Source organism: Myxococcus sp. CA040A, from assembly GCF_013336725.1.
GTDB classification, from domain to species: domain Bacteria; phylum Myxococcota; class Myxococcia; order Myxococcales; family Myxococcaceae; genus Myxococcus; species Myxococcus llanfairpwllgwyngyllgogerychwyrndrobwllllantysiliogogogochensis.
Window position 1 is genome coordinate 958,141 of the sequence record NZ_JABUMR010000004.1, and the last position, 22,008, is coordinate 980,148.

A 22,008-nucleotide genomic window follows, 5' to 3' on the forward strand; every position below is an offset into this window, starting at 1 on the left:
GCCTACTAGAGTGGGTCGGGTCGTACTCCCGCTCGAGAGGTGTTCCATGAGAAGCGTCGTACTCAGCGTCGTCGTGGCGTTCCTGGCCGCGTGTGGCACGGGCCCCGAAGAGACGACTGCCCAGGCGCTCGACGTCCAGCGCTCCGCGGTCAACATCACCGTGGAGGACCAGATTGTCACCCGCCTGCCGAGCGCCTCGGGAGCCACCCTCGGGTATTCCGAGTACCTGCCTCCGGGCTACCTGACGTCGACCCAGAGCTACCCGGCCATCATCCACCTCAACGGCATGGGAGAGCTGGGTCGGGCGACGACGGAGGCGGAGCTGTACGCCATCACCACGAGGCACGGCGCGCTCGCCAACATCCGCGCGAGCGCCACGTGGAAGACGTACTTCGGCAACAAGCAGGTGATGGTCTTCACGCCGCAGAGCCTGGACAACTACTCGCCCGCGGAGCTTCGTCCGTTCGTGCAGTTCATCGTCGCCAACTACCGGGTGGACCCCACGCGCGTGTACCTGACGGGCCTGAGCATGGGCGGCTGGGGGACGTGGCGGTACGCGAACCTGTATGGCGCGGAGCTGGCGGCCATCGCCCCCTTCGCCACCAACATCGGAGCGCCGGGCAACACGCTCACCACGCTCAAGGACGTGCCCATCTGGGCCTCCAGCAGCTACAACGAAATCGCCGCGCAGCAGGCCTGGCTGGTCAGCTACACCAAGAACTACGACGTGTCGCAGGTGGTGAACATCTCCAACACCTCGCAGAAGCTGACGTACCTGTTCGACAAGACGACGAAGCAGTGGACGTCGCAGGCGGGCGCCGTGAGCACGGGGACGGCCATCGCCCGGTTCATCGTGATTCCCGGCTCGGACCACACCGGTTGGTCGGAGTCCTACGGCACGCAGGCGTTCTGGGACTGGATGCTGGCGCAGCAGCGCGGCACGACGCCGCCTCCACCCACCCAGTACACGCTCACCGTCAACAGCGGCGCGGGTGACGGCCAGTATGTGAGCGGCACGCAGGTCACCCTCACCGCCGACGCTCCGGCCCCTGGCTACGTGTTCGACCAGTGGACCGGTGCCACGGTGGCGAGCACCACGTCCGCCACCACGACCCTGACGATGCCCGCGGCCGCCACCACCGTCACCGCGACCTACCGCGTGTCTTCGCCCACGCAGTACACCCTCACCGTCAACAGCGGCTCGGGAGACGGCCAGTACACGAGCGGCACGCAGGTCACCCTCACCGCCGACGCTCCGGCCTCTGGCTACGTGTTCGACCAGTGGACCGGGGCCACGGTGGCGAACCTGACGTCCGCGACCACGACCCTGACGATGCCCGCGGCGGCCACCACCGTCACCGCGACCTATCGCGTGTCCTCGTCGGGCCTGCCCATCACCACCGAGGACCAGCTCGTCGGCCGGCTGACGAGCGCCACGGGCGCGCCGTACGCCTACGCGGAGTACCTGCCTCCGGGCTACCTGACGTCTCCGACGACGACCTATCCGCTGGTGCTCCAGCTCCACGACTCCGGGGAGATGGGCACCACGAGCACCGAGGCCCAGTTGGTGGAGATGGTGTCCCGCTACGGCCCGCTCAAGCTCATCCGCGACAACGCCACCTGGAAGACGTACTTCGGCACGAAGCAGGCCATGGTCTTCGCACCGCGCGCCTCCGCGAACTGGGACGCCACGCAGCTCAACGCCCTCGTCGACTTCCTCATCGCCAACTACCGCGTGGACCCGTCGCGCATCTACGTCACGGGCCGCGTCCTCGGCGGCTCCGGTGCGTGGAATTATGGCCACAGCCACGGCAACCGCATCGCCGCGCTCGCGCCCGTGGGCGCGAACCTGGGCGGCCCCGGCCCCGCGCTCACCCAGTTGGTCAACGTCCCCGTGTGGATGGTGGACGCCTGGCAGACAGCCGACGCGTGGACGGCCCAGCACTCCTGGTTGCGCGGCCTGACGAAAGCGTATGGCTGGGACCAGTACCTGACCTTCGCCGCGCCCGCCGCGACGCTCACGTACGTGTTCAACGCCACCAACGACACCTGGTCCACCCAGACGGGAGCCCACGGCGCGGGGACCTCTCCCCTGCGCTTCACCGTGCACCCCCAGGGCACCGACTTCGGCACGCCCACGTACGAGAACCTCGCCTTCTGGGATTGGATGTTCGCCCAGCAAAGACAGGCTGGATTCTTCCATCCGCGCCTGAATTGACCCCCTGAGCGAAGGCCTGCTCATTCCAAGGCGACGGTCATCCTCCGTGGCGACTGTCGCCCTCCACCAGGGGCCAGGAGGTTGCGAGGGATTGCCATTCCGCACGCACCCGGGTCCGTCCGAACGTGGGTCAAGACTTATCCGCTAAACGGAATTTCACGGATTTGTCTTGTGCAAAACAGACGGACTATACGTGCGGGCCACGTAGCTATTTCCGGCTACGGGCAATCCCATACCCCCAGGAGCAGACATGAAGCTCAAGACGTTGATTGGCTCGCTGACGCTGGCGACGCTGCTGACCGGTGGCACGGCCGTGGCCCAGAACATCGAGCCGGTGCCCCCGCACGAGACGGGCGAGATTCCCAGCAGGGATGGAGAGATGGTGCGCGTTCCGTTGAGCAAGGTGCTCAAGGACTCGGCGCGTGAGGACATCGAGCAGGCCCCCGTGGAGGGCTTCCTTCCGGAGCTCCCCATCCTGGTCGACGGTGTGAAGTACACCGCGAAGCAGATCCAGGAGAAGGACATCCACCTGTCGCACTACGTGCTGGACGCCCGCTCCGCCGAGCAGGCGGTGGTGCAGGGCTTCCGCACCACGGCGGACGTGACGAAGTACTTCAACCAGACGGGCCAGTTTCCCTCCGAGCAGCCCACGGGCGCGGAGCTTGGGCCGTGCAACCCCTGGTCGGTCTTCTTCGAGCACTCGTGGTACGGCGGCGCCAACTTCTCCGTCTATCCGGGCTGGGGCTACAACACGCTGGGCTGGTGGAACGACCGCATCTCCTCCATGTGGAGCACCCAGTGTGGCCGTTGGACGGTGATGACCGAGCACCATTATTTCGGCGGTCACCAACTCTGGGTCGCGCGCGCCTGGGCCGTCGGCAACATGGGCAGCTACGGCTGGTACACGGGCTGGTGGCCGTTCCGCCGCTGGCACTCGTGGAACGACCGCGTCTCGTCGGTCGCCGTCTACTGGTAGTCGCAGGGTGACGTGAGTGGGCCGGAGGCCGCTGTCGCCTCCGGTCCCGCGTCAAGGAACCGGGACCGTGCTCACTCGGAGGGAGGCTCGGCCGCCACCGTGTGCCACCGGTCGTCGTGAATCCAGCCGACGGTCCGGTCCGCGAGCGCCCACACGCCATCACCGGCGCCGCGCAGCCCGGTGAAGCGCAGCGAGTCCGCCTTGGAAATGGCCACGGGCTTCAGCCTGTCGCCGACCACCCGGTCGATGCCTCCCAGATGCGCCACGTAGACGTGGTCCTGGAACGTCGCGATTCCGTAGTAGTCGCGCTCGGTGTCGGGAGGCCGGATGACGCGCCAGTCGTCGCCGCTTCCCAGCAGGACGGCGCCTTCGCCACCGCAGAGGGCATAGCCGCTCTTCAGCGTGCATACGCCATTGAAGCCCGTCTCCAGCGGAAGCGAGATGCGGCGCCAGCGCTTTCCGTCGAAGTGCGCCAGATGCCCCTCGGAGGTGGCGGCCATGAAGTCGTCGCGGCCGTGGCCCGCGAGGGCTTCGAGGGTGACGTCCTCCCCGTCGATGGTGAGCTGGGGCAGCGTGCTGAAACGTGCCTTGCCCAGCACGTAGGCCTGCCCCACCGAGCCCACACAGACGACGTCGTTCCCCAGCACGCGGAGTCGACGCAGCGGCCCGAGGTCCTCGACGGCCGCGTTCTTGAACACCTTGCGAGAGGCCTTCAGCGCATCCCGTGTCCTCGGCGTCTTCCAGTCGAAGCGAATCACCGTCCCGTTCTCTCCGAGGACGTACGCCAGTCCCGCCTCCGTGGCATCCACGGAGAGGACCGCCTCACCGAACACTTCGAACTCCAGCCACGCGCCGTCCCTGCGCACGCCGATGCGATTGCCGGGGTTGTCGTAGTCATCCCCCACCGTGCATGCGGCGATGACCACCCCAGGAACGGGGCTCAGGCCCTCTTGGATGTAGGCGTCGCGCAGGAACTCCGCATCCGTCAACCCACTCATGTCCGAGAACTCTCCAACGTGTGGCGCCACAAGGATTCGACCAGACAGGACATTTACGACATGGGCGTCGGGCACGCCATCTCCTCCTCGCTCGGCCCCTTCGCGCCTCTGTCAACGCTCCATCCACGGACATGCAATTGCAACTCAAGAAACAACAGAAACTGGTGGGCTTGTGAATCCAGATATAGACAGACAGGGCCGCACTCCTCCCACACCTCGAGGTGGATTCATGAGAAGCGTTGCGCTCGCCGTCTTCGTAGCGGTCCTCACGGCCTGCGGGCCGGGCCAGGAAGAGACTCCCGCCCAGGAACTCGATACCCGCCCTGCCCCGCTCATCACCCCTGTCGAAGACCAGATTTCGGTGCACATGCCGAGTCCCGCGGGCTCGCCGCTTCCCTATGGCGAGTACATCCCTCCGGGCTACAACACCTCGACGGAGACGTACCCGGTCGTCATCCACCTGAACGGAATCGGCGAGCTGGGCGTCGCGCAGAACCCGACGGCGCTCTACGAGGTCGTGACGCGCAACGGGGCGCTGCGGAACATCCGCAACAGCACCACCTGGAAGACGTACTACGGCCAGAAGAAGGCGCTCATCTTCGTCCCGCAGGGGTTGGACAACTACTCGCCAACGGAAATCCGTCCGTTCGTCCAGTACATCGTCGCCAACTACCGGGTGGACCCCAAGCGCGTCTATCTGACGGGGTTGAGCATGGGCGGCTGGGGTGCCTGGCGCTATGCCACGCTCTACGGAAACGAGCTGGCGGCGCTGGCGACCATCGCCTCCAACATCGGCGCCCCGGGTGACACGCTCACGAAGATGAAGGACGTCCCCGTGTGGGCCGCCAGCAGCTACGGGGACCGGTGGGGCGAGCAGTCCTGGGTGCTCCCCGTGACGAAGAACTACAACTACTGGGCGTTCCCGCCCCTCGTCCAATCCACGCAGACGACGACGTACCTGTTCAGCAAGACGACGCAGACCTGGACCTCGCAACCCGGCGTCACCTCCACGGGAAGCTCCATCGTTCGCTATGTGCTGTACCCGGGCACGGCGCACATGGGCTGGTCCGAGACCTACGGCCTGCAGGGCTTCTGGGACTGGATGTTCGCCCAGCAGCGTCCGTAGTCGGCACCGGAGCGGACCGGAGGGCCGTGTCCCCTCCGGTCCCGCTTCACGGAGTGCTCACTTCCGGGGGCGCATTCGGAACGCGACGAACGACGCCACGTCGGGGAAGGCGAAGTACGGGTTCTTCTGACGCACGTCACCCAGGGGAGCCACCGGCACGTCCGCGTAGTCGTGCCCTGGCAACAGCCGCGTCGAGTCCGGGACCTTGAGCAGCACCTGAGACAGTGAGCGGTACATCGCCTCCGGGTCTCCCCCGTTCATGTCGCACCGGCCGCAGCCGTTGATGAACAGCGTGTCCCCGGACACGAGCGCGTCACCGGCCAGCAGGCAGTGGGAGCCCGGCGTGTGCCCTGGCGTGTGCAGTGCCTGGAAGACCTCGGCGCCCACGGGCACCGCGTCCCCGGGCCCCAGCGGACGCAGCGCGTCCTTCAGTTCGCGCAACTCCGCGGAGAACTCCACCTCCGCGCGCTGCGCGTAGACGGGCACGTCATGCCGCGACAGCAAATCCGGCAGACCGTTGATGTGGTCGAAGTGGCAGTGCGAGACGAAGGCTCCGGCCAGGCGCTTGCCGTCCTGCGCCACCGCGCGCTCAATCGCCTCCACATCCCACGCCGGGTCCACCACCACGACGTCGGGAGAGTCCGCCGCGCCGACCAGGTAGACGAAGTTGTCCATGGGCCCCAGCTTGAGCTGACGCACGTAGGGAATTCGCATCTCTCATACCTCCCGGGAAGACTCTAACGCTTGAGACTTGCCGCCACGGCCTCTTCCCTCTTGAATGGGCGTCTTTTTCTCGGAGGTCCACCCACCGTGAAGCGCTCTCTGCCGTTGCTCGTCTGCACCCTCCTCGCCGGCTCGAGCGTCGTCGCCAAGGAACGGTCCACCTTCAAGTACACGGCGCCCGCGGACGGGGAGCGTCCGGTCATCGTCGACGCCGTCATCGCGCCGCAGGGCAGCGACTTCGCCATGCGGTTGCGCTTCGACAAGGACCCCTGGGGCGAGGAGTGCAAGAGCCGTTGCTCCAACGCCACGTTGTTGATCGACACGGACTCCAGCAAGCAGACGGGGCTGCGGCTCGCGCAGGGGGCCCCGGGCAACGGCGCCGACCTGGCCGTCATCATCCAGGGCGTGCGCGACTATGCGTCCGGGGGCGGCGGCAGTGCCCAGACGTGGTTGCGAGTGAAGGTACGACTGCTGGGCAGCGAGGCGAGCACCGTGGATGACGGCGAGCTGCTGGCCGAGCTCAGCCACAAGCACGACACCGACCGCATCCAGTCCGACGGCAAGACGGTCTACCTGTTGATCGACACCACCCACGCGTCCATTCCGTCCGCGCGCAAGGCGCGGGTCGTCTATCAGCCACCCGGTGGCAAGCCCATCCAGGCCACCGTGCCCGGCATGATTGGCGGCGGCGGTGGCCGGGGCGTGCGCATCTTCAAGGACGGCAACTGGGGCAAGGCGCCGAAGGCGACGCCCTGAGCTGACGCGGAGCCCACGGGGCACGGCTCCTCGCTCGAATCGCGGCGCGTGAAGTGGTCGAGTTCCCTAGGGACCTTCTATCTCTCGCGCGCAAATGGGGCTGAAATCGGGCGGTGGTACCCCCACCCGATTGCCATCCGCACGCGGATTCGGCCCTGAAGCGGAATCACGACCGAGACGTTCTCCTCTCGCGCGGAACGCTGATGGTTCCACGCGGGAGGCAACCCAGTCGGGAGAGTCCCCCTGAAGCCCGTCACCATCGCACTGGTCGTCTACCTGGCCGTCACGGGTGCGGACGCGCCCGCATCTTCTTTCGAACTGGTCTCCCTGGTACGACTGCTCGCGGCCCCCGAGGCCTACGACGGCAAGCGCGTCCAGGTTGTCGGCTACGGGTTCTTCGACTCAACAGGCACGGCGCTCTACCTCAACGCCCAGGATCACCAGCATGGCGTTCCCATGAGCGCGGTGTGGCTCGTGCTTGGACAGACGGGGGCGCCCAAAGCGGGTTCGCCTCCGGGCTACGTCGTCGTGAGAGGAACCTTTCGCGCGGAGGGCCGCGGTGCAATGGGTCTCTTCTCGGGAGCCATCACCGACATCGACCGCCTCGAGGACTGGGTCATGGATTCCCCCGCGCTCCCCACGCAGCCGAAGAATGAGCCCACTCGGACGCAGGGCTGTCGCTGAGTCGCGCGAATCATGAAGCCCGTCACCATCGCATTCGTCGTCTACCTGGCCGTCGCAGGCGCGAGCGCCCCCTCTCCGGCTGTCGAGTCCGTCTCAGTGGTACGACTGCTCGCGGCCCCTGAAGCCTACGACGGCAAGCGCGTCGAGGTCGTCGGCTATGGGACCTTCGAACATGAAGGCACGGCCCTCTACTTCAATCCCCAGGACCATCAGCATGGCGTTCCCATGAGCGCGGTGTGGCTCGTGCTCGGCGAGGCGTGGGATTCGAAGGAGCGCACTCCTCCTCGCTATGTCATCGTGCGAGGCACCTTTCGCGCGAAGAGCCGCGGTGCCCTCGGCCTGTTCGCGGGCGCCATCACGGACATCGACCGGCTCGACGACTGGGACCTGGGGAGCGCCGCGCCCCCACAGCAACCCAAGGGAGAACCCACCCGCGCGCGGGGCTGCCTCTGAAACGAAGCCCGTGGACCAGGCCCTCCCCCGGCTCGGGCCTCAGTCCTCGCGCCATGACCCGGCATGCTCCCGAGCAAAGTCTTCGAACGAGCGCGGCGGGGCGCCCGTGACTTCGAGCACCGCGTCGCTGGCCCTGGGTGCCCGGCCCTCTCGGTGGAAGCGGAACATGTCGATGAGCCCCTCGACGTGCGCGGGGCTCACGGCATACGGCAGCATCGCCTCGCGAAACACCCCGTCAGGGATGGACTCGTACCTGAGCTCGCGGCCCGCCGCCTGACCGAGAACGCGCGTCATCTCCTGGTACGTCATCGCCTTGGGGCCGCAGAGGTCCAGGTGCCTCCCCGTGAATGCCTCCGACGTCAGACACACCGCCGCCACGCGGGCGATGTCCCTCGCGTCGATGGGACTCTCCTCTCCATCGCCCCATGGCAGGCGCAGCACCCCTTCGGTTTTCAGCGCGTGGCCGTAGTACGTGACGAAGTTCTGCATGAAGCCCCCAGGCCGGAGCACGGTGTTCGGGATTCCCGAGCGCTCCAGCTCACGCTCGATGGCGCAGTGGACACGAGCCAGGAAGAACGCCTCGCTCCCCGCACAGAGAATCGAGAGCTTCACCAGCCTGTTCACCCCCGCGCGACGCGCGGCCTCGATGACTCGCACCTCGGCGCCAACCTGGTCGACCATGTCCCCCGTCGCGAGGAACACCGTCCGCGCACCGTCCAGACATGCCTCCAGTCCTTCGCCCGTGCTCAAGTCGACACGCGCATGCTGTGTGGCGCGAGGGTCCGGTACTCGCGAGCGAAACGCCGCCCGCGTGGGCACACCCCGCTTCACGAGCTCGTCGAGGACCGCGCTTCCCACCACTCCCGTTGCACCCAGGATGACGTTCATGCGCGGCAAGATGCGCGCGCCAGTGCCTCACCCAATAGGAAGCATTTGACCCCGCTCCTCGGGCGGCAGCGCCGTGGCGCCGCGAGCGGCCGCTGACAGGGCCCCCGGAGCCAATCCGGAGAGCTTCCGGCATTCGAGCAACCAGTGGGACTGGTCGCAGTACCCCGCTTCATGCGCCAGCCAGGTGAGCGACGCCGTCGCGTCCTCTCTCGTGCGCTGGAGTGCCTGCTGGAAGCGGCGGACCCGGAGGAAGTCTCGCGGCGTCAGTCCCACCTCGCGCCGGAACAACTCGATGAACCTGCGGTGACTCAAGCCCGAGCCCGCGACGAGCGAAGAGACAGGCACGTCCGCCGTACTCGCTCGAAGTCGCCCCAGCGCCGTCCACACCGCCTCATGCACGGTCCGGAGCGACGATTGCCGGGCAAGGAACGCCGTGCCCAGAATCGCGAAACGCTCCTCGTCACTCGACGCCTCTGAGAGTCGCGCCACCCACCGCGTCGCGACAGGCCCCCACAACGAGGACAGCTCCACGTGCCGCCCGGCCAGCGCATCCAGGGGAACGCCCAAGAGGGGCCAGGCGCCCCCCGCGCGGAAGTGGACGCCCGCGAGCATGGACTGCTGCGCCGTGGGAACATCGAACGCCGCGCGCCGAGGACCAGAGACCAACGCCTCCGCGCACGCCCCCGCCTCACCATCCAGCTCCCGCCACTCCAGTCGCTGCCCCGCCAAAGGAATCACCAGCTCCAGCGTTCCCGTGGGCAGCACTCGCTCCAGCCCATGCCCGGGCCGATACCCGTCGTACAGCCAGAAGGCCTGGATGAACGGGCGCAGGGGCTCGGGAGGCGCGAGCGCACGGTAGAAGGAATGGACCTGGGTCATCGCTCGCCCTGCTTCATACCCCCGTCTCCAGCACGCCGCGTCGAGGCCCGGGCAAGGGAGCAAGCCCACCCTGTCCTACCTGCCCAGGGCCTCCCAGGAGCCAACCGGGCGTCCTCTCCTACCCGCACCCACCGTCCCGTCCCCAGGTGAGTCCTACGGGCCCTCGCCCTCGGAATTCCAAGGGGTTACAGGGATGTTTCACCTTGGGACCGAACTGGACGGGCTTTCAGGTAGGATGCCTCCGAGGATACGCAACCCCCCGAATTCGTTCCAATTGTCAGGGGGCCATGGTAGTCCCGCCGCTTTGTTACAGCTTCCAGATTCCATGGCGCGGAGTGCGCGAGTCACGCACCGCGTTCGGGTACGAGACGTTCTCACCTGGGTTTGAAGAGCATGCGCGCAGAAGCCGAAAAGAAGACGCCAAAGAAGCAGGGAGGCGCGGGTGGCGGGGGTGGAGCCTCGGGCTCGGCGGGTGGTGGAGATGGATATATCCCCGCCTCGCTCGCTGACGAGGCGCGTCGCCGGTACATCAACTACGCCCTGTCGGTCATCACCTCGCGTGCCCTGCCGGACGTGCGCGACGGCCTCAAGCCCGTGCAGCGCCGCATCCTGTACGGCATGTGGAACGACCTGAACCTGTCGTTCGACACGAAGTACCAGAAGTGCGCACAGGTGGTCGGCGCCATCATGGGTCGCTACCACCCGCACGGCGACGCCTCCATCTACGACGCGCTCGTGCGCATGGCGCAGGACTTCTCCCTGCGCTACCCGCTGGTGGACGGCCACGGCAACTTCGGCTCGCTCGACGGCGACTCCGCGGCCGCCTACCGCTACACCGAGTGCCGACTGGAGAAGCTCGCCACCGAGATGCTGGGTGAGCTGGAGCGCAAGACGGTCGACTTCCGGCCCACCTACGACGGCACGCGCAACGAGCCCATCGTCATCCCCTCGCGGGTGCCGCAGTTGCTGATGAACGGCACCACGGGCATCGCCGTGGGCATGGCCACCAACATCCCGCCCCACCACCTGGGCGAGCTGGTGGACGCGCTGGTCGCGCTCATCGAGAACCCGGCGCTGCTCACCAAGGATCTGCTCAAGTGGATCAAGGGCCCGGACTTCCCCACCGGCGGGCAGATCCTCAATGACAAGAAGGAGCTGCGCGACATCTACGAGACGGGCCAGGGCAGCGTCCGCATCCGCGGCGAGTGGGACACCGAGGAGCTCAAGCGCGGCGGCACGCAGATCATCGTCACGTCCATCCCCTACACGGTGAACAAGTCGACCCTGGTCGCGAAGATTGGCGACCTGGTGCGCGAGCGGAAGCTGCCGCTCATCGTCGACGTGCGCGACGAGTCCACCAAGGACGTGCGCATCGTCCTGGAGCTGAAGAAGGATGCCAACGCCGACCTGGTGATGGCGTACCTCTACAAGCACACGCCCCTGCAGACGACGTTCGGCGTCAACCTCACCTGCCTCGTCCCCAGCGACGACAACCCCGAGGTCGGCACGCCGCGCCGGCTGGACCTCAAGAGCATCCTCCAGTTCTTCCTCGACTTCCGCTTCGGCATCGTCACGCGGCGCTACCAGCACGAGCTGGGCGAGCTGCAGAAGCGCGTCCACCTGCTCGAGGGCTTCGAGAAGGCCTACGACGCGCTGGACGAGATCATCCGCATCATCCGCCAGTCCGAGGGCAAGCAGGACGCCGCCCAGAAGTTGATGGTGCGCTTCAAGCTGGATGAGCTCCAGGTGGATGCCATCCTGGAGATGAAGCTCTACAAGCTCGCCCGCCTGGAGATCCTGGTCGTCCAAAAGGAGCTCAAGGAGAAGCGCGCGGAGATCAAACGCATCGAGGGCATCCTCAAGGACAAGAAGAAGGTCTGGGGCACCGTCAAGGACGAGCTCGCCGAAATCAAGGGGCTCTACAACGACAAGCGCCGAACCAAGATTGGTGGCGCGGGCTCCGAGGAAGTGGAGTTCAACGCCGACGCGTTCATCGCGGACGAGGATGCCCATGTGGTCATCACCCGCGACGGCTGGGTCAAGCGCGTGCGCGAGGTCAAGGACCCGTCCTCCACCCGCCTGCGCGAGGGCGACGCCGTCATGGCCGTGCTCGCCGGCAGCCTGAAGGCGAACCTCGTCCTGTTCAGCAACTTCGGCACCGCCTACGTCACCCGCTTCAACGACATCCCCGCCTCCACCGGCTACGGCGACCCCGTCCAGAAGCTGTTCAAGTTCGACGACGGCGAGCGCGTGGTCGCCGCCCTCTCGCTCGACACGCGGCTGGCGAGTCCGCAGAAGCTCCTGGGCGTGACGAAGCAGGGCATGGGCATGCGCTTCCTCCTGGAGCCTCACCTGGAGGTCTCCACGCGCGCCGGACGTCGCTACGCCAAGACGGGCGAGGGCGATGAGATCATCGGCGTGCAGGCCGTGGGCGAGAAGGACCTGCTCGCGGTGCTCACCAAGAAGACCAACGCGCTGGTGTGCAAGGCGGCGGAGATCAACGAGCTGGCCGGCCCTGGCAAGGGCGTCACCGTCATCAAGGTGGACGCGGACGACCAGGTGGTCGACTTCCTCGTCACCGCGCCGAACCAGAAGGACGCGAAGCTGGATTTCGAGACGCAGAAGGGCCGCAAGCTGCAGCTCGCCCCCGCGAAGTACGGGGTGACGGGCCGCGGCGGCAAGGGCCACGAGATGTCCAAGCGCGACGCGGTGGAGGACGTGGCCCGGCCCGTCGTCTTCATCCCGTTGCCCGAGAAGAAGGACTAGCCAGAGGACGCCATGGCGACGAAGAAGGAAAGCTATACAGGCGCCGACATCCAGGTCCTCGAGGGCCTGGATCCGGTGCGCAAGCGCCCGGCCATGTACATCGGCGGGACGGACGGCACCGGGTATCACCACCTGTTGTGGGAGATCCTCGACAACTCGGTGGACGAGGTCATCAACAGCCACGCCACCACCGTCGAAGTGACGCTCCACAAGGATGGCCGCAGCATCACCGTGGTGGACAACGGGCGCGGCATCCCCGTGGACATCATGCCCAAGCTCAAGAAGCCCGCCGTGGAGGTCATCCTCACGACGCTGCACTCGGGCGGCAAGTTCGAGCAGGGCAACTACACCCACTCGGGCGGTCTGCACGGCGTGGGCAGCTCCGTGGTGAACGCGCTCTCCCGCAAGCTGACGGTGGAGATCAAACGCGACGGCAAGCGCCACATCCAGACGTACGCGCGAGGCAAGCCCACCAGCCCCCTGAAGGCGGACGGCGGCGCGCGCGGCACGGGCACGTCGATCACCTTCGAGCCGGACCCCGAAATCTTTGGCGAGAAGCTGAAGTTCGACGCGGAGCTGGTGCGCGAGCGGCTGGAGGCCAAGAGCTACCTGCACAAGGGCATGATCGTCATCTGGAAGGATGAGACGGCCAGCCCCGCCACGTCGGTGACGTACAAGCACGACGGCGGCATCGCCGAGTACCTCACCAAGGTGGTGACGGAGCGGCAGAAGCCGCTGGTACCGGTGGGCAGCACCAACTTCTACCACTCGCGCGACAACGGGGTGCGGCTGGAGGCGTCGCTGGGGTGGACGGAGGCCACGGACGAGCACATCCGCTCCTACGTCAACGGCGTGCCCACCCCCATGGGCGGCACGCACGAGGCGGGCCTCAAGGGCGCCATCGTCAAGGCGGTGCGCAACTACATCGAAACGCACGACCTGACGCCCAAGGGCGTGACGCTCACCGCGGAGGACATCCGCGAGGGAATCACGGCCATCCTGTCCGTGTACGTGGTGGAGCCCCAGTTCCAGGGCCAGACGAAGTCGCGCCTCAACAACCCCGAGGTGACGGCGCAGGTGGACGGCGTGCTGCGCCCGGCGCTGGAGAAGTGGCTCAACGACAACAAGAGCATCGCCGAGGCCGTCGTCGGCCGCATCATCCTGGCGGCCCGCGCTCGCGAGGCCAGTCGCGCCGCGTCCCTGGCCGTCAGCCGCAAGACGGCCGTCAGCCACCGGCTCAACCTGCCGGGCAAGCTGGCGGACTGCTCGTCCACGGACCCCAACCTGAGCGAGCTGTTCCTCGTCGAAGGTGACTCGGCAGGTGGTTCCGCCAAGCAGGGCCGCGACCGGCGCACCCAGGCCATCCTCCCCTTGCGGGGCAAGGTGCTCAACGCGGAGCAGGCGTCCACCGACAAGGTCGCGGGCAACAAGGAGCTCCAGGACATCGTCAGCGCCCTGGGCTGCGGCATCGGCGCGGACTTCGACATCACCAAGCTGCGCTACGGCCGCGTCTTCCTGCTGATGGACGCCGACAGCGACGGGCACCACATCGCCACGCTGCTGCTGACGTTCTTCTACCGGCACCTGCGCCCGCTCATCGAGAGCGGCGCCATCCACATCGCCCAGCCTCCGCTGTTCCGCGTGGACATCGGCAAGGAGACGTACTGGGCGCTGGACGAGGCGGACCGCGACAGAATCATCCGCGAGAAGGTGAAGGGCAACGCCAAGCCCAACATCATGCGCTTCAAGGGCCTCGGTGAGATGACCGCCGACGAGCTCAAGGAGACGACGCTGGACCAGAAAAACCGGATGAGCCTGCGAGTCACGATCGACAACCCCATCGAGACGGACCGCGTCATCAATGACCTGATGGGCAAGGACGTGAGTGCCCGGTTCCGGTTCATCATGGAGCGCGCGGGCGAGGTCGAAGCGCTGGACGTCTAGCCATCCGTCATCCTGCCGCGGGTCCCCCCCGCCCCGGATTGCCCCCGGGGCGGAGGGCCGTGACGGGGCTCCCCTCGCTCGGCTAGCATCCGGCGCCGTGACTACGTTCCGCCGAATCGCCCTGCTCCTCACCCTGCTGCTGGCCGTCCTTCCCGCTCATGCCCAGACGACGCGCAAGAAGTCCGCGCGCAAGAAGGCCGTGCCCACCAAGGTGGTGAAGAAGAAGAAGCCCTCGGGCAGGGACGTGAAGAAAGCCCCGCCCGTGGAGGACACGGACACGGCGGACACGAACGACGTCGCGTCCCCGGAGCCCATGGTCTTCGGAGAGCCGGACTCGAAGCCGCACCCCACCGACAAGCCGGAGGCGCCCGCCGCGAAGCCTCCGCCCGCCGCGGTGGCCACGCCGGTGGCGCCGCCCCCTCCGAGCGCCACCGAGCCGGAGAAGCCCAGCACGAGGCCGTCGCTGGCCGCCACGCCCGCCGTGTCCACAGGCCCCGTGGCGCTCTTCTCCGTCGCCCGAGCCTCGGCTGCGTCCGCCGCGGCGCTGAAGCTGGAGACGGAATTGACGCGTCACCTGCAGCGCGGCGGAGACGTGCAGTTCGTGGACCTGGGCGCGGCCTTCCCGCCCCCGGAGCCGACGCCGCTGACGAAGGCCGACGGGCTGTTCGAGGACGGCCGGGCCGCCTACGACAACCTGGACCCGGAGGTCGCCGAGGCGAAGTTCCGCGCGGCCGCCGAGGCGTACGAGCAGGCCCCCGGTGAGCTGCGGCCCGAGCGGCTGGGTGAGGCGTTCCTGTTCCTCGGCGCGGCCCGGATGCTCAATGGCGACACGGCCGGCGCGAAGGAGTCCTTCATCCGCTCCGTGGTGGCCGAGCCCGCCACCCGCCCGGACAAGGCGCTCTTCGGTCAGGACGTGCAGAAGGCCTTCGACGAGGCGCGCGCCGAAGTGAGCGCGCGGCCCGCTGGCACCCTCGCCGTGGAGTCCCAGCCCGCGGGCGCGCAGGTCCACGTGCGCGGCCAGGAGCTCGGCGTCACGCCACTCAAGGGCGTGTCCGTCCCCGCCGGCCACCACGCCGTCATCGTGACGCTGCCGGGCTACACGTCCTTCGCCCAGTACGCGGAGGTGAAGTCCACCGGGAGCGCCGAGGTGAAGGCGACGCTTGTGCCCGGGCCGGGCTTGTCCGCCATCCGCGAGGCCGCCGTGCGCGCCGGCTCGCAAGAGGCCTTCGACAGCGAGACGCTGCCTCCCGAGACGGGCGCCATCGCCGAGCGCCTGGATGCCCGCTACCTGGTGCTGGCCGCGGTGTCCCAGGACAAGAAGGGCCGCCTCCAGGCGGAGCTCCAGGTCTGGGACGTGCGCACCCAGGCCCGGCTGCGCGGCGTGGAAATCGACCTGTCGGGCAAGGACCGCAAGCGGGGCCCCGAGGCGGCCGCGCAGCAGGTCCGCGACTTCATCCACGGCGCCATGTCGCCCCGCGTCGCGGAGAGCGGTGGCACGGGCGTGTCCCTGCTGAAGCGGCCCTGGTTCTGGGCCGCCGTCGGTGGCGTGGCGGCGGTGACGGCGGGCGCCGTCTTCGTGGCGACCCAGGACAAGGGCCGTCCCTTCAATCCCATCACCGGAGGAACAGGCTTCTGAGCCACGGGTTGAATGACGGTTCGCCGCTCGCGTCGCTCGTTTCAGAGGTTACCCCATGAGAGCCCTCGTCCTCGCCCTGCTTCCCTCGCTCGCCCTGGCGGCGTCCCCCGCCCCGGCCCGGCGTGTCTCCAGCCTCCTCGTCCCCATGGACCCGGCCTCCGAGGCCAACGCGGTCCAGATGGAGGGCTACATGAACGAGGCGCTGGGGAACTTCTCCGGCTTCACCGTGCGCAAACCCGAGGAGCTCTTCGGCCTGCCCGGAGACCCCGCCGCCCAGTCCGCGCTCGAGCGTGCCCGCAAGGGGTACTCGGAGAGCGCCGCCGCCTTCGACAAGAAGGAGTACGACGAGGCGGAGGCGAAGGTCCGCGCCACCCTCAAGGAGCTCAACGGCGCGCCGTCGTCCATGAGGGGTTGCTCGCCCCTGTGCGAGTCGCTGGCGCTGTACGCGGCGCTCCTGCACCTGCGTGGCGACGTGGAGGAGGCGAAGCTCGTCCTCATCGACCTCATCGCCGTGTCGCCGACCTTCGAGCTCAACCCCAAGCGCTTCAGCCGGGACTTCATCGCCCTGCGCGTGCAGGTGGCCACCGGCCGCACGTCCCAGCTGCGCGGCAGCGCCACGGTGAAGTCGCGGCCCGCTGGCGCCCGTGTCTACGTGGATGGTGAACTGGCCGGCCACACGCCGGTGACGATTCCCGCGCTGGCGGTGGGCAAGCATCTGTTGCGCATCGAACGGCCGGGCTTCCGCCAGTTCGGCCAGCTCATGGAGGTGACGCCGGACGACGTGGAGGTGAGCACGGAGCTGGTGCCCACCGCCTCGTACAAGGCCTACGACGCGCAGCTGGACCGCGTGGCCAGCGAAGTGTCGCGTGGCATCCCCCAGGCCAACGGCGTGGCGGGGCTGGGCAAGTCCATGGGCCTGGAGCGCGCCATGGTGGGCACGGTGAAGGCCTCGGGCGAGGGCTCCGAGCTCATCCTGGGCTACTACGACTTGCGCAACGGCAAGAAGCTCGGAAGCCGCCGCGTGGTGCTCCAGGGCGACGAGTTCGGTCAGCTCAAGCAGGAGATGGAGCGCATGGTGAATCAGATGGTGAACACCAGCGAGGGTGGCGGCGAGAAGGTGGTGCGCAGCTCCGACCCGCTCGACAACCGGGGCGGCACCGAGGACTGGGGCGCGGAGGACCGCGGCGGACGCACCCGCTCCGAGGAGAAAAAGAAGAAGAAGGTGGATGACCCGCTCGACGGGGTGTCCGGAACCGAGGACTGGTGACACGCGGCGCTTGTCCTCGGGCGGGCGCGGCCTAGAGTCCTGGCGCGTATGCGCCTGCTCGCCCTCCTGCTGCTGCTCCCGTCGCTCGCGCTCGCTCAGACGAGCACCATCGTCCAGGCCCCCGTCCCCACGCGGGGGATGACGCTGCCGCCCACTGGCGCGGCCCTGGTGGACGAGGCCACCGCCCTGTCGCTCAACCCGGCCGGGCTGGGCTTCGTCCGCTCCGGGCAGTTGTTCTACCTGCACGAGCGCAACCTGGAGCGGGACAGCGTCGCGGACGGCGTCTTCCTGGGCGCGCAGCTCCTGGGCCTGGGCCTGGGCGCGTCCATGGAGTGGATTCGCGGGCGTCACGAGCCGGACTACCGGCGCACGTCGCTGGGCCTGTCGCTGGGCTCGCCCACGCTGCAACTGGGCGGCTCCTGGCACGGCTTCAGCTCCGACGATGACGACATCGACGCGCTGGACACGTTCGACGTGGGCCTCACCGCCCGGCCCGTGCGCGCCCTGTCGCTGGCGGCGGTGGTGAAGGACCTCAACGCGCCCACCGAGGGGAGCCTGGAGGTCAAACGCAAGTACGACTTCGGCCTGGGCCTGCGCCCGCTGGACGAGCGCTTCACGCTGGGCATCGACTGGCTCTTCTCCGAGGGGGCCTTCCGCCAGGGTCAGGCGACGTACACGCTCCAGGCGGAGGTGATTCCAGGGCTGCGGCTGGGCGGAGGCGTGTCGCACGGCTTCGTCAGCGGCGTACCGCTGGCGCTCCAGTTGGCGGCGACGGTGGACACCGGGCACATCGGCGTCACGTACGCGGCGGGCGGCGGCGAGGACGGCACGGACCATGTCCTGGGTGTGCGCCTGTCTTCGGAGAGCTATCGCTCGCTGCGTCCGCCCGGGGGCGTCGTCACGATGCTCGACTTGAACGACGTGCTGGCCAGCGGCGGCAGTCCGCTCCTGGCGGTGCTCGGGGTAAGCGAGGCGGACCCGTTCCTGCGGCTGTCGCGCTGGCTGGACCTGGCCGCGAAGGACGAGCGGTTGTCGGGCGTGGTGCTGAAGATGGAGGGCCTGCCGGGGGTGGACTGGGGCAAGGCGGAGGAGCTCCGACAGGCGGTGCTGCGGCTGCGCGCGTCCGGCAAACGGGTGATGGCGGTGCTGCTGTCAGTGGATGACATGGGCTACTTCGTGGCGACGGCGGCGGAGCGCATCTACGCGGTGCCGGAGTCCTTCCTGCACATCAACGGCCTGGCTGCGCACCTGCAGACCTACGGCGGGACGATGGACAAGCTTGGGGTGAAGTGGGACGTGGCGCGCGTGGGCAAGTACAAGACGGCCCCCGAGCAGCTCACCCTCAGCGAGCCGAGCGACGCGTCGCGCGAGGCGGTGGGCGCGTACCTGGACAACGAGGTGAGCTGGTACGAGCGCGCGGTGACGGAGTCGCGCAAGGTGCCGGTGGAGAAGCTGCGCGAGCTGTGGGCGGCGGGCCTGCCCACGCCGAAGCGGGCCCAGGAGCTGGGCTTCGTGGACGCCATCATCCACCCCGCGGAGCTGGACGGGAAGGTGCGGGAGATGGCGCCTCGGGCCCGCTTCAGCGCGGCGTACGCGCCTCGCGACGAGCGCGAGGACCGCTGGGGCAAGCGTCGCCGTATCGCCGTGGTGCCGGTGCTGGGCACCATCGCCGGAGGCAAGAGCCGCGAGGACCCGCTGGGCTTCAGCCGCATCGCCGGCGCGGAGACGGTGGTGCGCGCGCTGGAGTCGGCGAAGTCGGACCCGTCCGTCGTCGCCATCGTCCTGCGCGTGGACTCGGGCGGCGGCGAGGTGCTGGCCTCCTATCTCATGTACCAGGCGGTGCTGGACGCGGCGAAGGTGAAGCCCGTCATCGCCTCCATGGGGGACATGGCGGCGTCCGGCGGCTACTACGCGGCCATGGGCGCCACGGAGATGCTGGCGCTGCCCACGACGATTACCGGCAGCATCGGCGTCTTCTACATCAAGCCCGCGCTACAGGGCCTGCTGGGCGAAAAGCTGGGCATCAGCCAGGAGACGCTGAGCCGCTCTCCCATGGCGGACGTCTTCGACACCTGGCAGCCCTGGACGCCGGAGCAGCAGACGGCGGTGCAGCAGTGGGTGGACGCGTCCTACGACATGTTCATCACCGAGGTGGCCCGCGCGCGCAAGAAGGACAAGGCGGAGGTGGACGCCATCGCCCGAGGCCGGGTGTGGAGCGGCACGGACGCGCTCGCGCGGGGACTGGTGGACCGGCTGGGCGGCCTGCATGACGCGGTGGAGTCCGCTCGCAAACACGCGGGCGTCCCCCAGGCCGAGGAGCTGGACCTGGTGCTGATGGGCGAGGCGCGCGGCTTCTTCTCCAGCATGGGCGGGGAGCCGGGCGTGCAAGCGGCCCTTGCCCTGCTCCCGGCGCCTTCCGAGCCCTTCCCAGCCGCCTTGCGACAGCTGGCGCGCGACGCGGGGGTGAACCTGGAGCTCCTGCGCCCGGGGATGAAGGCGATGATGCCCTTCACCCTCACCGTTCGCTGACGACGCCACGGTTGGGCGGGGTCCGCCCGCCAACACCGGGCGAAAAAACCGGGAGCGCGCCGGGCGTCCTCTGTTAGTGTTCCTCATGCACGCTGGTCGGCTTTCGGGCCGTCAGGGTGCTCCAGGGACCGGCGGTTCGGCCTTCCGTGTCTCAGGGCCCCGCGCCCGGCTCCCTGTCCCACAGCCTGAGTCACCCTGCGTCCCCCCGCCCTCCCCTCGGGATGGCCCGTGTGGGGCGCACACGGTCTGGAAACCTCATGAGCGAAAACTCCGATAACCGCGATCCACGTGATACCCCGCCGCCGCCCGCGGCCGCCCGTCCTGTCCCTCCCCCCGAAGCGGACGACGATGGCGGCGATGAAGGCGACGACGAGGGTGGAGACGAGGGCGAAGGCGGTGGCGCCTCGGCCAGTGGTGGCCCCGGCGGACAACCCGGCCAGCCCGGTGGACGCCGCCGTCGTCGGCGCCGTCGTCGTCGTGGCGCGCAGGTGCTCTTCACGCCGGATGGCCAGGCGTACCGGATGCAGCCGGGCCCGGACGGGCAGCAGGTCCAGGTCTTCCTGACGCCGCAGGAGCTGGAGCAGCACAAGCAGCGTCAGGCCCAGCAGCAGCAGGGCCCGCAGCAGCCCCAGCAGGGTCAGCAGCAGCCGCAGGGCGGCGGCCACGGTGGCGGCCAGCAGCACTCGCGCCAGCACCACGGCGGTGGTCAGCAGGGCCAGGCGGCGCAGCAGTCGAACCTGGCGCCCGTGGAGGGCGTGCTGGACACGGAGGCCAAGGGCCCCAACGCCTTCCTGCGGCAGGTGAAGCGAAACCTCCTGGCGGCGCCGGACGACCCGGAGCTGCCCAAGAACCTGGTGCAGAAGCTGCGCCTGCGACAGGGCCAGTACCTGACGGCCTTCGCGCAGATGCGCGGCCACAAGGGCATCATCCAGAAGGTCGACACGGTGGACGGCCGCCCGCTGGAAGGCGCGCCCCGGCTGCCGCACTTCGCGGACCTGACGTCGGTGGACCCCACCGAGCGGCTCAAGCTGGAGTGCGGCCACAAGGAGATGGTGACGCGGGTGTTGGACCTCGTGTCTCCCATCGGCAAGGGCCAGCGCGCGCTCATCGTCGCCCCGCCGAAGACGGGCAAGACGATCATGCTCCAGCGCATCGCCCAGGCCGTCATCTCCAATCACCCGGAGGCGCACGTCATGGTGCTGCTCATCGACGAGCGGCCCGAGGAAGTGACGGACATGCGCCGCAGCATCAAGGCGGAGGTCGTCGCCTCCAGCTCGGACCGGCCCACCGCCGACCACCTCAAGGTGGCGGAGCTGGCGCTGGAGCGCGCCCGCCGGCTGGTGGAGAACGGCAAGGACGTGGTCATCCTCCTGGACTCCATCACCCGTCTGGCGCGCGCCTACAACAAGGAGATCGACAACTCCGGCCGCACCATGTCCGGCGGCGTGGACAGCCGCGCGCTGGAGCGCCCCAAGCGCATCTTCGGCGCCGCGCGCGCCACGGAAGAGGCGGGCTCGCTGACCATCATCGGCACGGCGCTCATCGACACCGGCAGCCGCATGGACGAGGTCATCTTCGAGGAGTTCAAGGGCACCGGTAACTCGGAAGTCACGCTTGACCGCCTGCTCGCGGAGAAGCGCGTCTTCCCCGCGGTGAACATCGCCCAGTCCGGCACGCGCAAGGAGGAGAAGCTCTTCACCCTGCGCGAGTACGAGAAGGTGAAGAAGCTGCGGCAGATGCTCCACGCGGTGAAGCCGGTGGAGGCCATGGAAGCGCTCGTCAAGCGGCTGTCGCGGTACACCTACAACGACGAGTTCCTGGACGAGCTCTGAGCCGAGCTCCGAGACAGCGCGCGGGGGTGGTGTGGCGGGCCCGGGTTTGCGTAAGGTGGCGGCATGATTCAGGGCTCGGGCCGCTGCCACTACCACCCGGAGCGCGCCGGCCTCGGTATCTGCGTGGAGTGCCGGCGGGTCATCTGCCGGGAATGCACCACGCAGTTCGAGGGCATCAACCGCTGCGCGAGCTGTCTGGGCCGGCGCCTCAAGGCGCTGGAGGGCCCGGGTGAGCGGCGTGAGTGGACGGTGGGCAACGGGATGCTCGCGCTGGTGGGGCTCTTCCTCGTCTGGGGCGGCATCTATCTGGTCGCCTCCGTGGTGGCGAGCTAG

16 protein-coding genes are annotated in these 22,008 nt (G+C 68.5%); 12 read left to right on the plus strand and 4 right to left on the minus strand.

Annotation, left to right across the window (positions count from 1 at the left end):
• Positions 1-46: 46 nt before the first annotated feature.
• A complete protein-coding gene (locus tag HUA75_RS20975) occupies positions 47-2,218 on the plus strand; it encodes a PHB depolymerase family esterase (protein WP_174487381.1) in 2,172 nt (723 codons plus the stop codon).
• A 250-nt stretch (positions 2,219-2,468) separates the two neighbouring features.
• A complete protein-coding gene (locus HUA75_RS20980) occupies positions 2,469-3,194 on the plus strand; it encodes a hypothetical protein (RefSeq protein ID WP_141643854.1) in 726 nt (241 codons plus the stop codon).
• A 71-nt stretch (positions 3,195-3,265) separates the two neighbouring features.
• On the opposite strand, the gene HUA75_RS20985 is transcribed toward HUA75_RS20980, so the two are convergent.
• Positions 3,266-4,192, minus strand: coding sequence for a hypothetical protein (locus tag HUA75_RS20985; protein WP_174461823.1), 927 nt, complete (start codon positions 4,190-4,192; stop codon positions 3,266-3,268).
• A 229-nt stretch (positions 4,193-4,421) separates the two neighbouring features.
• On the opposite strand from HUA75_RS20985, the gene HUA75_RS20990 reads away from it, so the two are divergent.
• The gene (locus HUA75_RS20990) at positions 4,422-5,318 is read left to right on the plus strand and encodes a PHB depolymerase family esterase (RefSeq protein WP_174487382.1); all 897 of its coding nucleotides are present in this window, start codon (positions 4,422-4,424) and stop codon (positions 5,316-5,318) included.
• Positions 5,319-5,375: 57 nt separating this feature from the next.
• Here HUA75_RS20990 and HUA75_RS20995 read toward each other — a convergent pair whose 3' ends face one another.
• Positions 5,376-6,032, minus strand: coding sequence for an MBL fold metallo-hydrolase (locus HUA75_RS20995; protein WP_141643851.1), 657 nt, complete (start codon positions 6,030-6,032; stop codon positions 5,376-5,378).
• A 96-nt stretch (positions 6,033-6,128) separates the two neighbouring features.
• Here HUA75_RS20995 and HUA75_RS21000 point away from each other — a divergent pair, with 96 nt between their 5' ends.
• Complete coding sequence (locus HUA75_RS21000) at positions 6,129-6,797, plus strand: hypothetical protein (protein WP_141643850.1); 669 nt, start codon at positions 6,129-6,131, stop codon at positions 6,795-6,797.
• A 696-nt stretch (positions 6,798-7,493) separates the two neighbouring features.
• The gene (locus tag HUA75_RS21005; RefSeq protein ID WP_174487383.1) at positions 7,494-7,934 is read left to right on the plus strand and encodes a hypothetical protein; all 441 of its coding nucleotides are present in this window, start codon (positions 7,494-7,496) and stop codon (positions 7,932-7,934) included.
• A gap of 39 nt (positions 7,935-7,973) precedes the next feature.
• Here the strand turns inward: HUA75_RS21005 and HUA75_RS21010 are convergent, their stop codons facing one another.
• Entirely contained in the window at positions 7,974-8,822 is an 849-nt protein-coding gene (locus HUA75_RS21010; RefSeq protein ID WP_174487384.1) for an NmrA family NAD(P)-binding protein, read from the minus strand.
• A gap of 27 nt (positions 8,823-8,849) precedes the next feature.
• Positions 8,850-9,701 (minus strand): helix-turn-helix domain-containing protein, encoded by an 852-nt coding sequence (locus HUA75_RS21015; RefSeq protein WP_174487385.1) that lies wholly within the window; start codon positions 9,699-9,701, stop codon positions 8,850-8,852.
• 393 nt (positions 9,702-10,094) lie between these two features.
• Between HUA75_RS21015 and HUA75_RS21020 the strand changes: the two genes are divergently transcribed.
• From HUA75_RS21020 to HUA75_RS21050, 7 genes are all read left to right on the plus strand, one after another.
• Positions 10,095-12,467, plus strand: coding sequence for a DNA topoisomerase (ATP-hydrolyzing) subunit A (locus HUA75_RS21020; RefSeq protein WP_141643843.1), 2,373 nt, complete (start codon positions 10,095-10,097; stop codon positions 12,465-12,467).
• Between the two features lie 12 nt (positions 12,468-12,479).
• On the plus strand, positions 12,480-14,411 hold the full coding sequence (locus HUA75_RS21025) for a type IIA DNA topoisomerase subunit B (protein ID WP_141643842.1): 1,932 nt from the start codon (positions 12,480-12,482) through the stop codon (positions 14,409-14,411).
• Positions 14,412-14,508: 97 nt separating this feature from the next.
• Positions 14,509-16,047 carry a PEGA domain-containing protein gene (locus tag HUA75_RS21030; protein WP_174487386.1) on the plus strand — a complete coding sequence of 513 codons (1,539 nt, stop codon included), beginning with the start codon at positions 14,509-14,511 and terminating at the stop codon, positions 16,045-16,047.
• Positions 16,048-16,102: 55 nt separating this feature from the next.
• A complete protein-coding gene (locus HUA75_RS21035) occupies positions 16,103-17,314 on the plus strand; it encodes a PEGA domain-containing protein (RefSeq protein WP_141643840.1) in 1,212 nt (403 codons plus the stop codon).
• A 48-nt stretch (positions 17,315-17,362) separates the two neighbouring features.
• Positions 17,363-19,843, plus strand: coding sequence for a signal peptide peptidase SppA (gene sppA / locus HUA75_RS21040; RefSeq protein ID WP_174487387.1), 2,481 nt, complete (start codon positions 17,363-17,365; stop codon positions 19,841-19,843).
• 257 nt (positions 19,844-20,100) lie between these two features.
• A complete protein-coding gene (gene rho / locus HUA75_RS21045; RefSeq protein WP_141646942.1) occupies positions 20,101-21,675 on the plus strand; it encodes a transcription termination factor Rho in 1,575 nt (524 codons plus the stop codon).
• 63 nt (positions 21,676-21,738) lie between these two features.
• On the plus strand, positions 21,739-22,008 hold the full coding sequence (locus tag HUA75_RS21050; protein ID WP_141646943.1) for a hypothetical protein: 270 nt from the start codon (positions 21,739-21,741) through the stop codon (positions 22,006-22,008).

What these genes read in the sequence shown, in the direction of transcription:
- HUA75_RS21025 (WP_141643842.1), top strand. Translation starts at nt 12,480, where the DNA reads ATGGCGACGAAGAAGGAAAGCTATACAGGCGCCGACATCCAGGTCCTC.
- sppA (WP_174487387.1), top strand. Translation starts at nt 17,363, where the DNA reads ATGCGCCTGCTCGCCCTCCTGCTGCTGCTCCCGTCGCTCGCGCTCGCT.
- HUA75_RS20990 (WP_174487382.1), top strand. Translation starts at nt 4,422, where the DNA reads ATGAGAAGCGTTGCGCTCGCCGTCTTCGTAGCGGTCCTCACGGCCTGC.
- HUA75_RS20995 (WP_141643851.1), bottom strand. Translation starts at nt 6,032, where the DNA reads ATGCGAATTCCCTACGTGCGTCAGCTCAAGCTGGGGCCCATGGACAAC.
- HUA75_RS21005 (WP_174487383.1), top strand. Translation starts at nt 7,494, where the DNA reads ATGAAGCCCGTCACCATCGCATTCGTCGTCTACCTGGCCGTCGCAGGC.
- rho (WP_141646942.1), top strand. Translation starts at nt 20,101, where the DNA reads ATGAGCGAAAACTCCGATAACCGCGATCCACGTGATACCCCGCCGCCG.
- HUA75_RS21050 (WP_141646943.1), top strand. Translation starts at nt 21,739, where the DNA reads ATGATTCAGGGCTCGGGCCGCTGCCACTACCACCCGGAGCGCGCCGGC.
- HUA75_RS21015 (WP_174487385.1), bottom strand. Translation starts at nt 9,701, where the DNA reads ATGACCCAGGTCCATTCCTTCTACCGTGCGCTCGCGCCTCCCGAGCCC.
- HUA75_RS21035 (WP_141643840.1), top strand. Translation starts at nt 16,103, where the DNA reads ATGAGAGCCCTCGTCCTCGCCCTGCTTCCCTCGCTCGCCCTGGCGGCG.
- HUA75_RS21010 (WP_174487384.1), bottom strand. Translation starts at nt 8,822, where the DNA reads ATGAACGTCATCCTGGGTGCAACGGGAGTGGTGGGAAGCGCGGTCCTC.
- HUA75_RS21020 (WP_141643843.1), top strand. Translation starts at nt 10,095, where the DNA reads ATGCGCGCAGAAGCCGAAAAGAAGACGCCAAAGAAGCAGGGAGGCGCG.
- HUA75_RS20980 (WP_141643854.1), top strand. Translation starts at nt 2,469, where the DNA reads ATGAAGCTCAAGACGTTGATTGGCTCGCTGACGCTGGCGACGCTGCTG.
- HUA75_RS20975 (WP_174487381.1), top strand. Translation starts at nt 47, where the DNA reads ATGAGAAGCGTCGTACTCAGCGTCGTCGTGGCGTTCCTGGCCGCGTGT.
- HUA75_RS20985 (WP_174461823.1), bottom strand. Translation starts at nt 4,192, where the DNA reads ATGAGTGGGTTGACGGATGCGGAGTTCCTGCGCGACGCCTACATCCAA.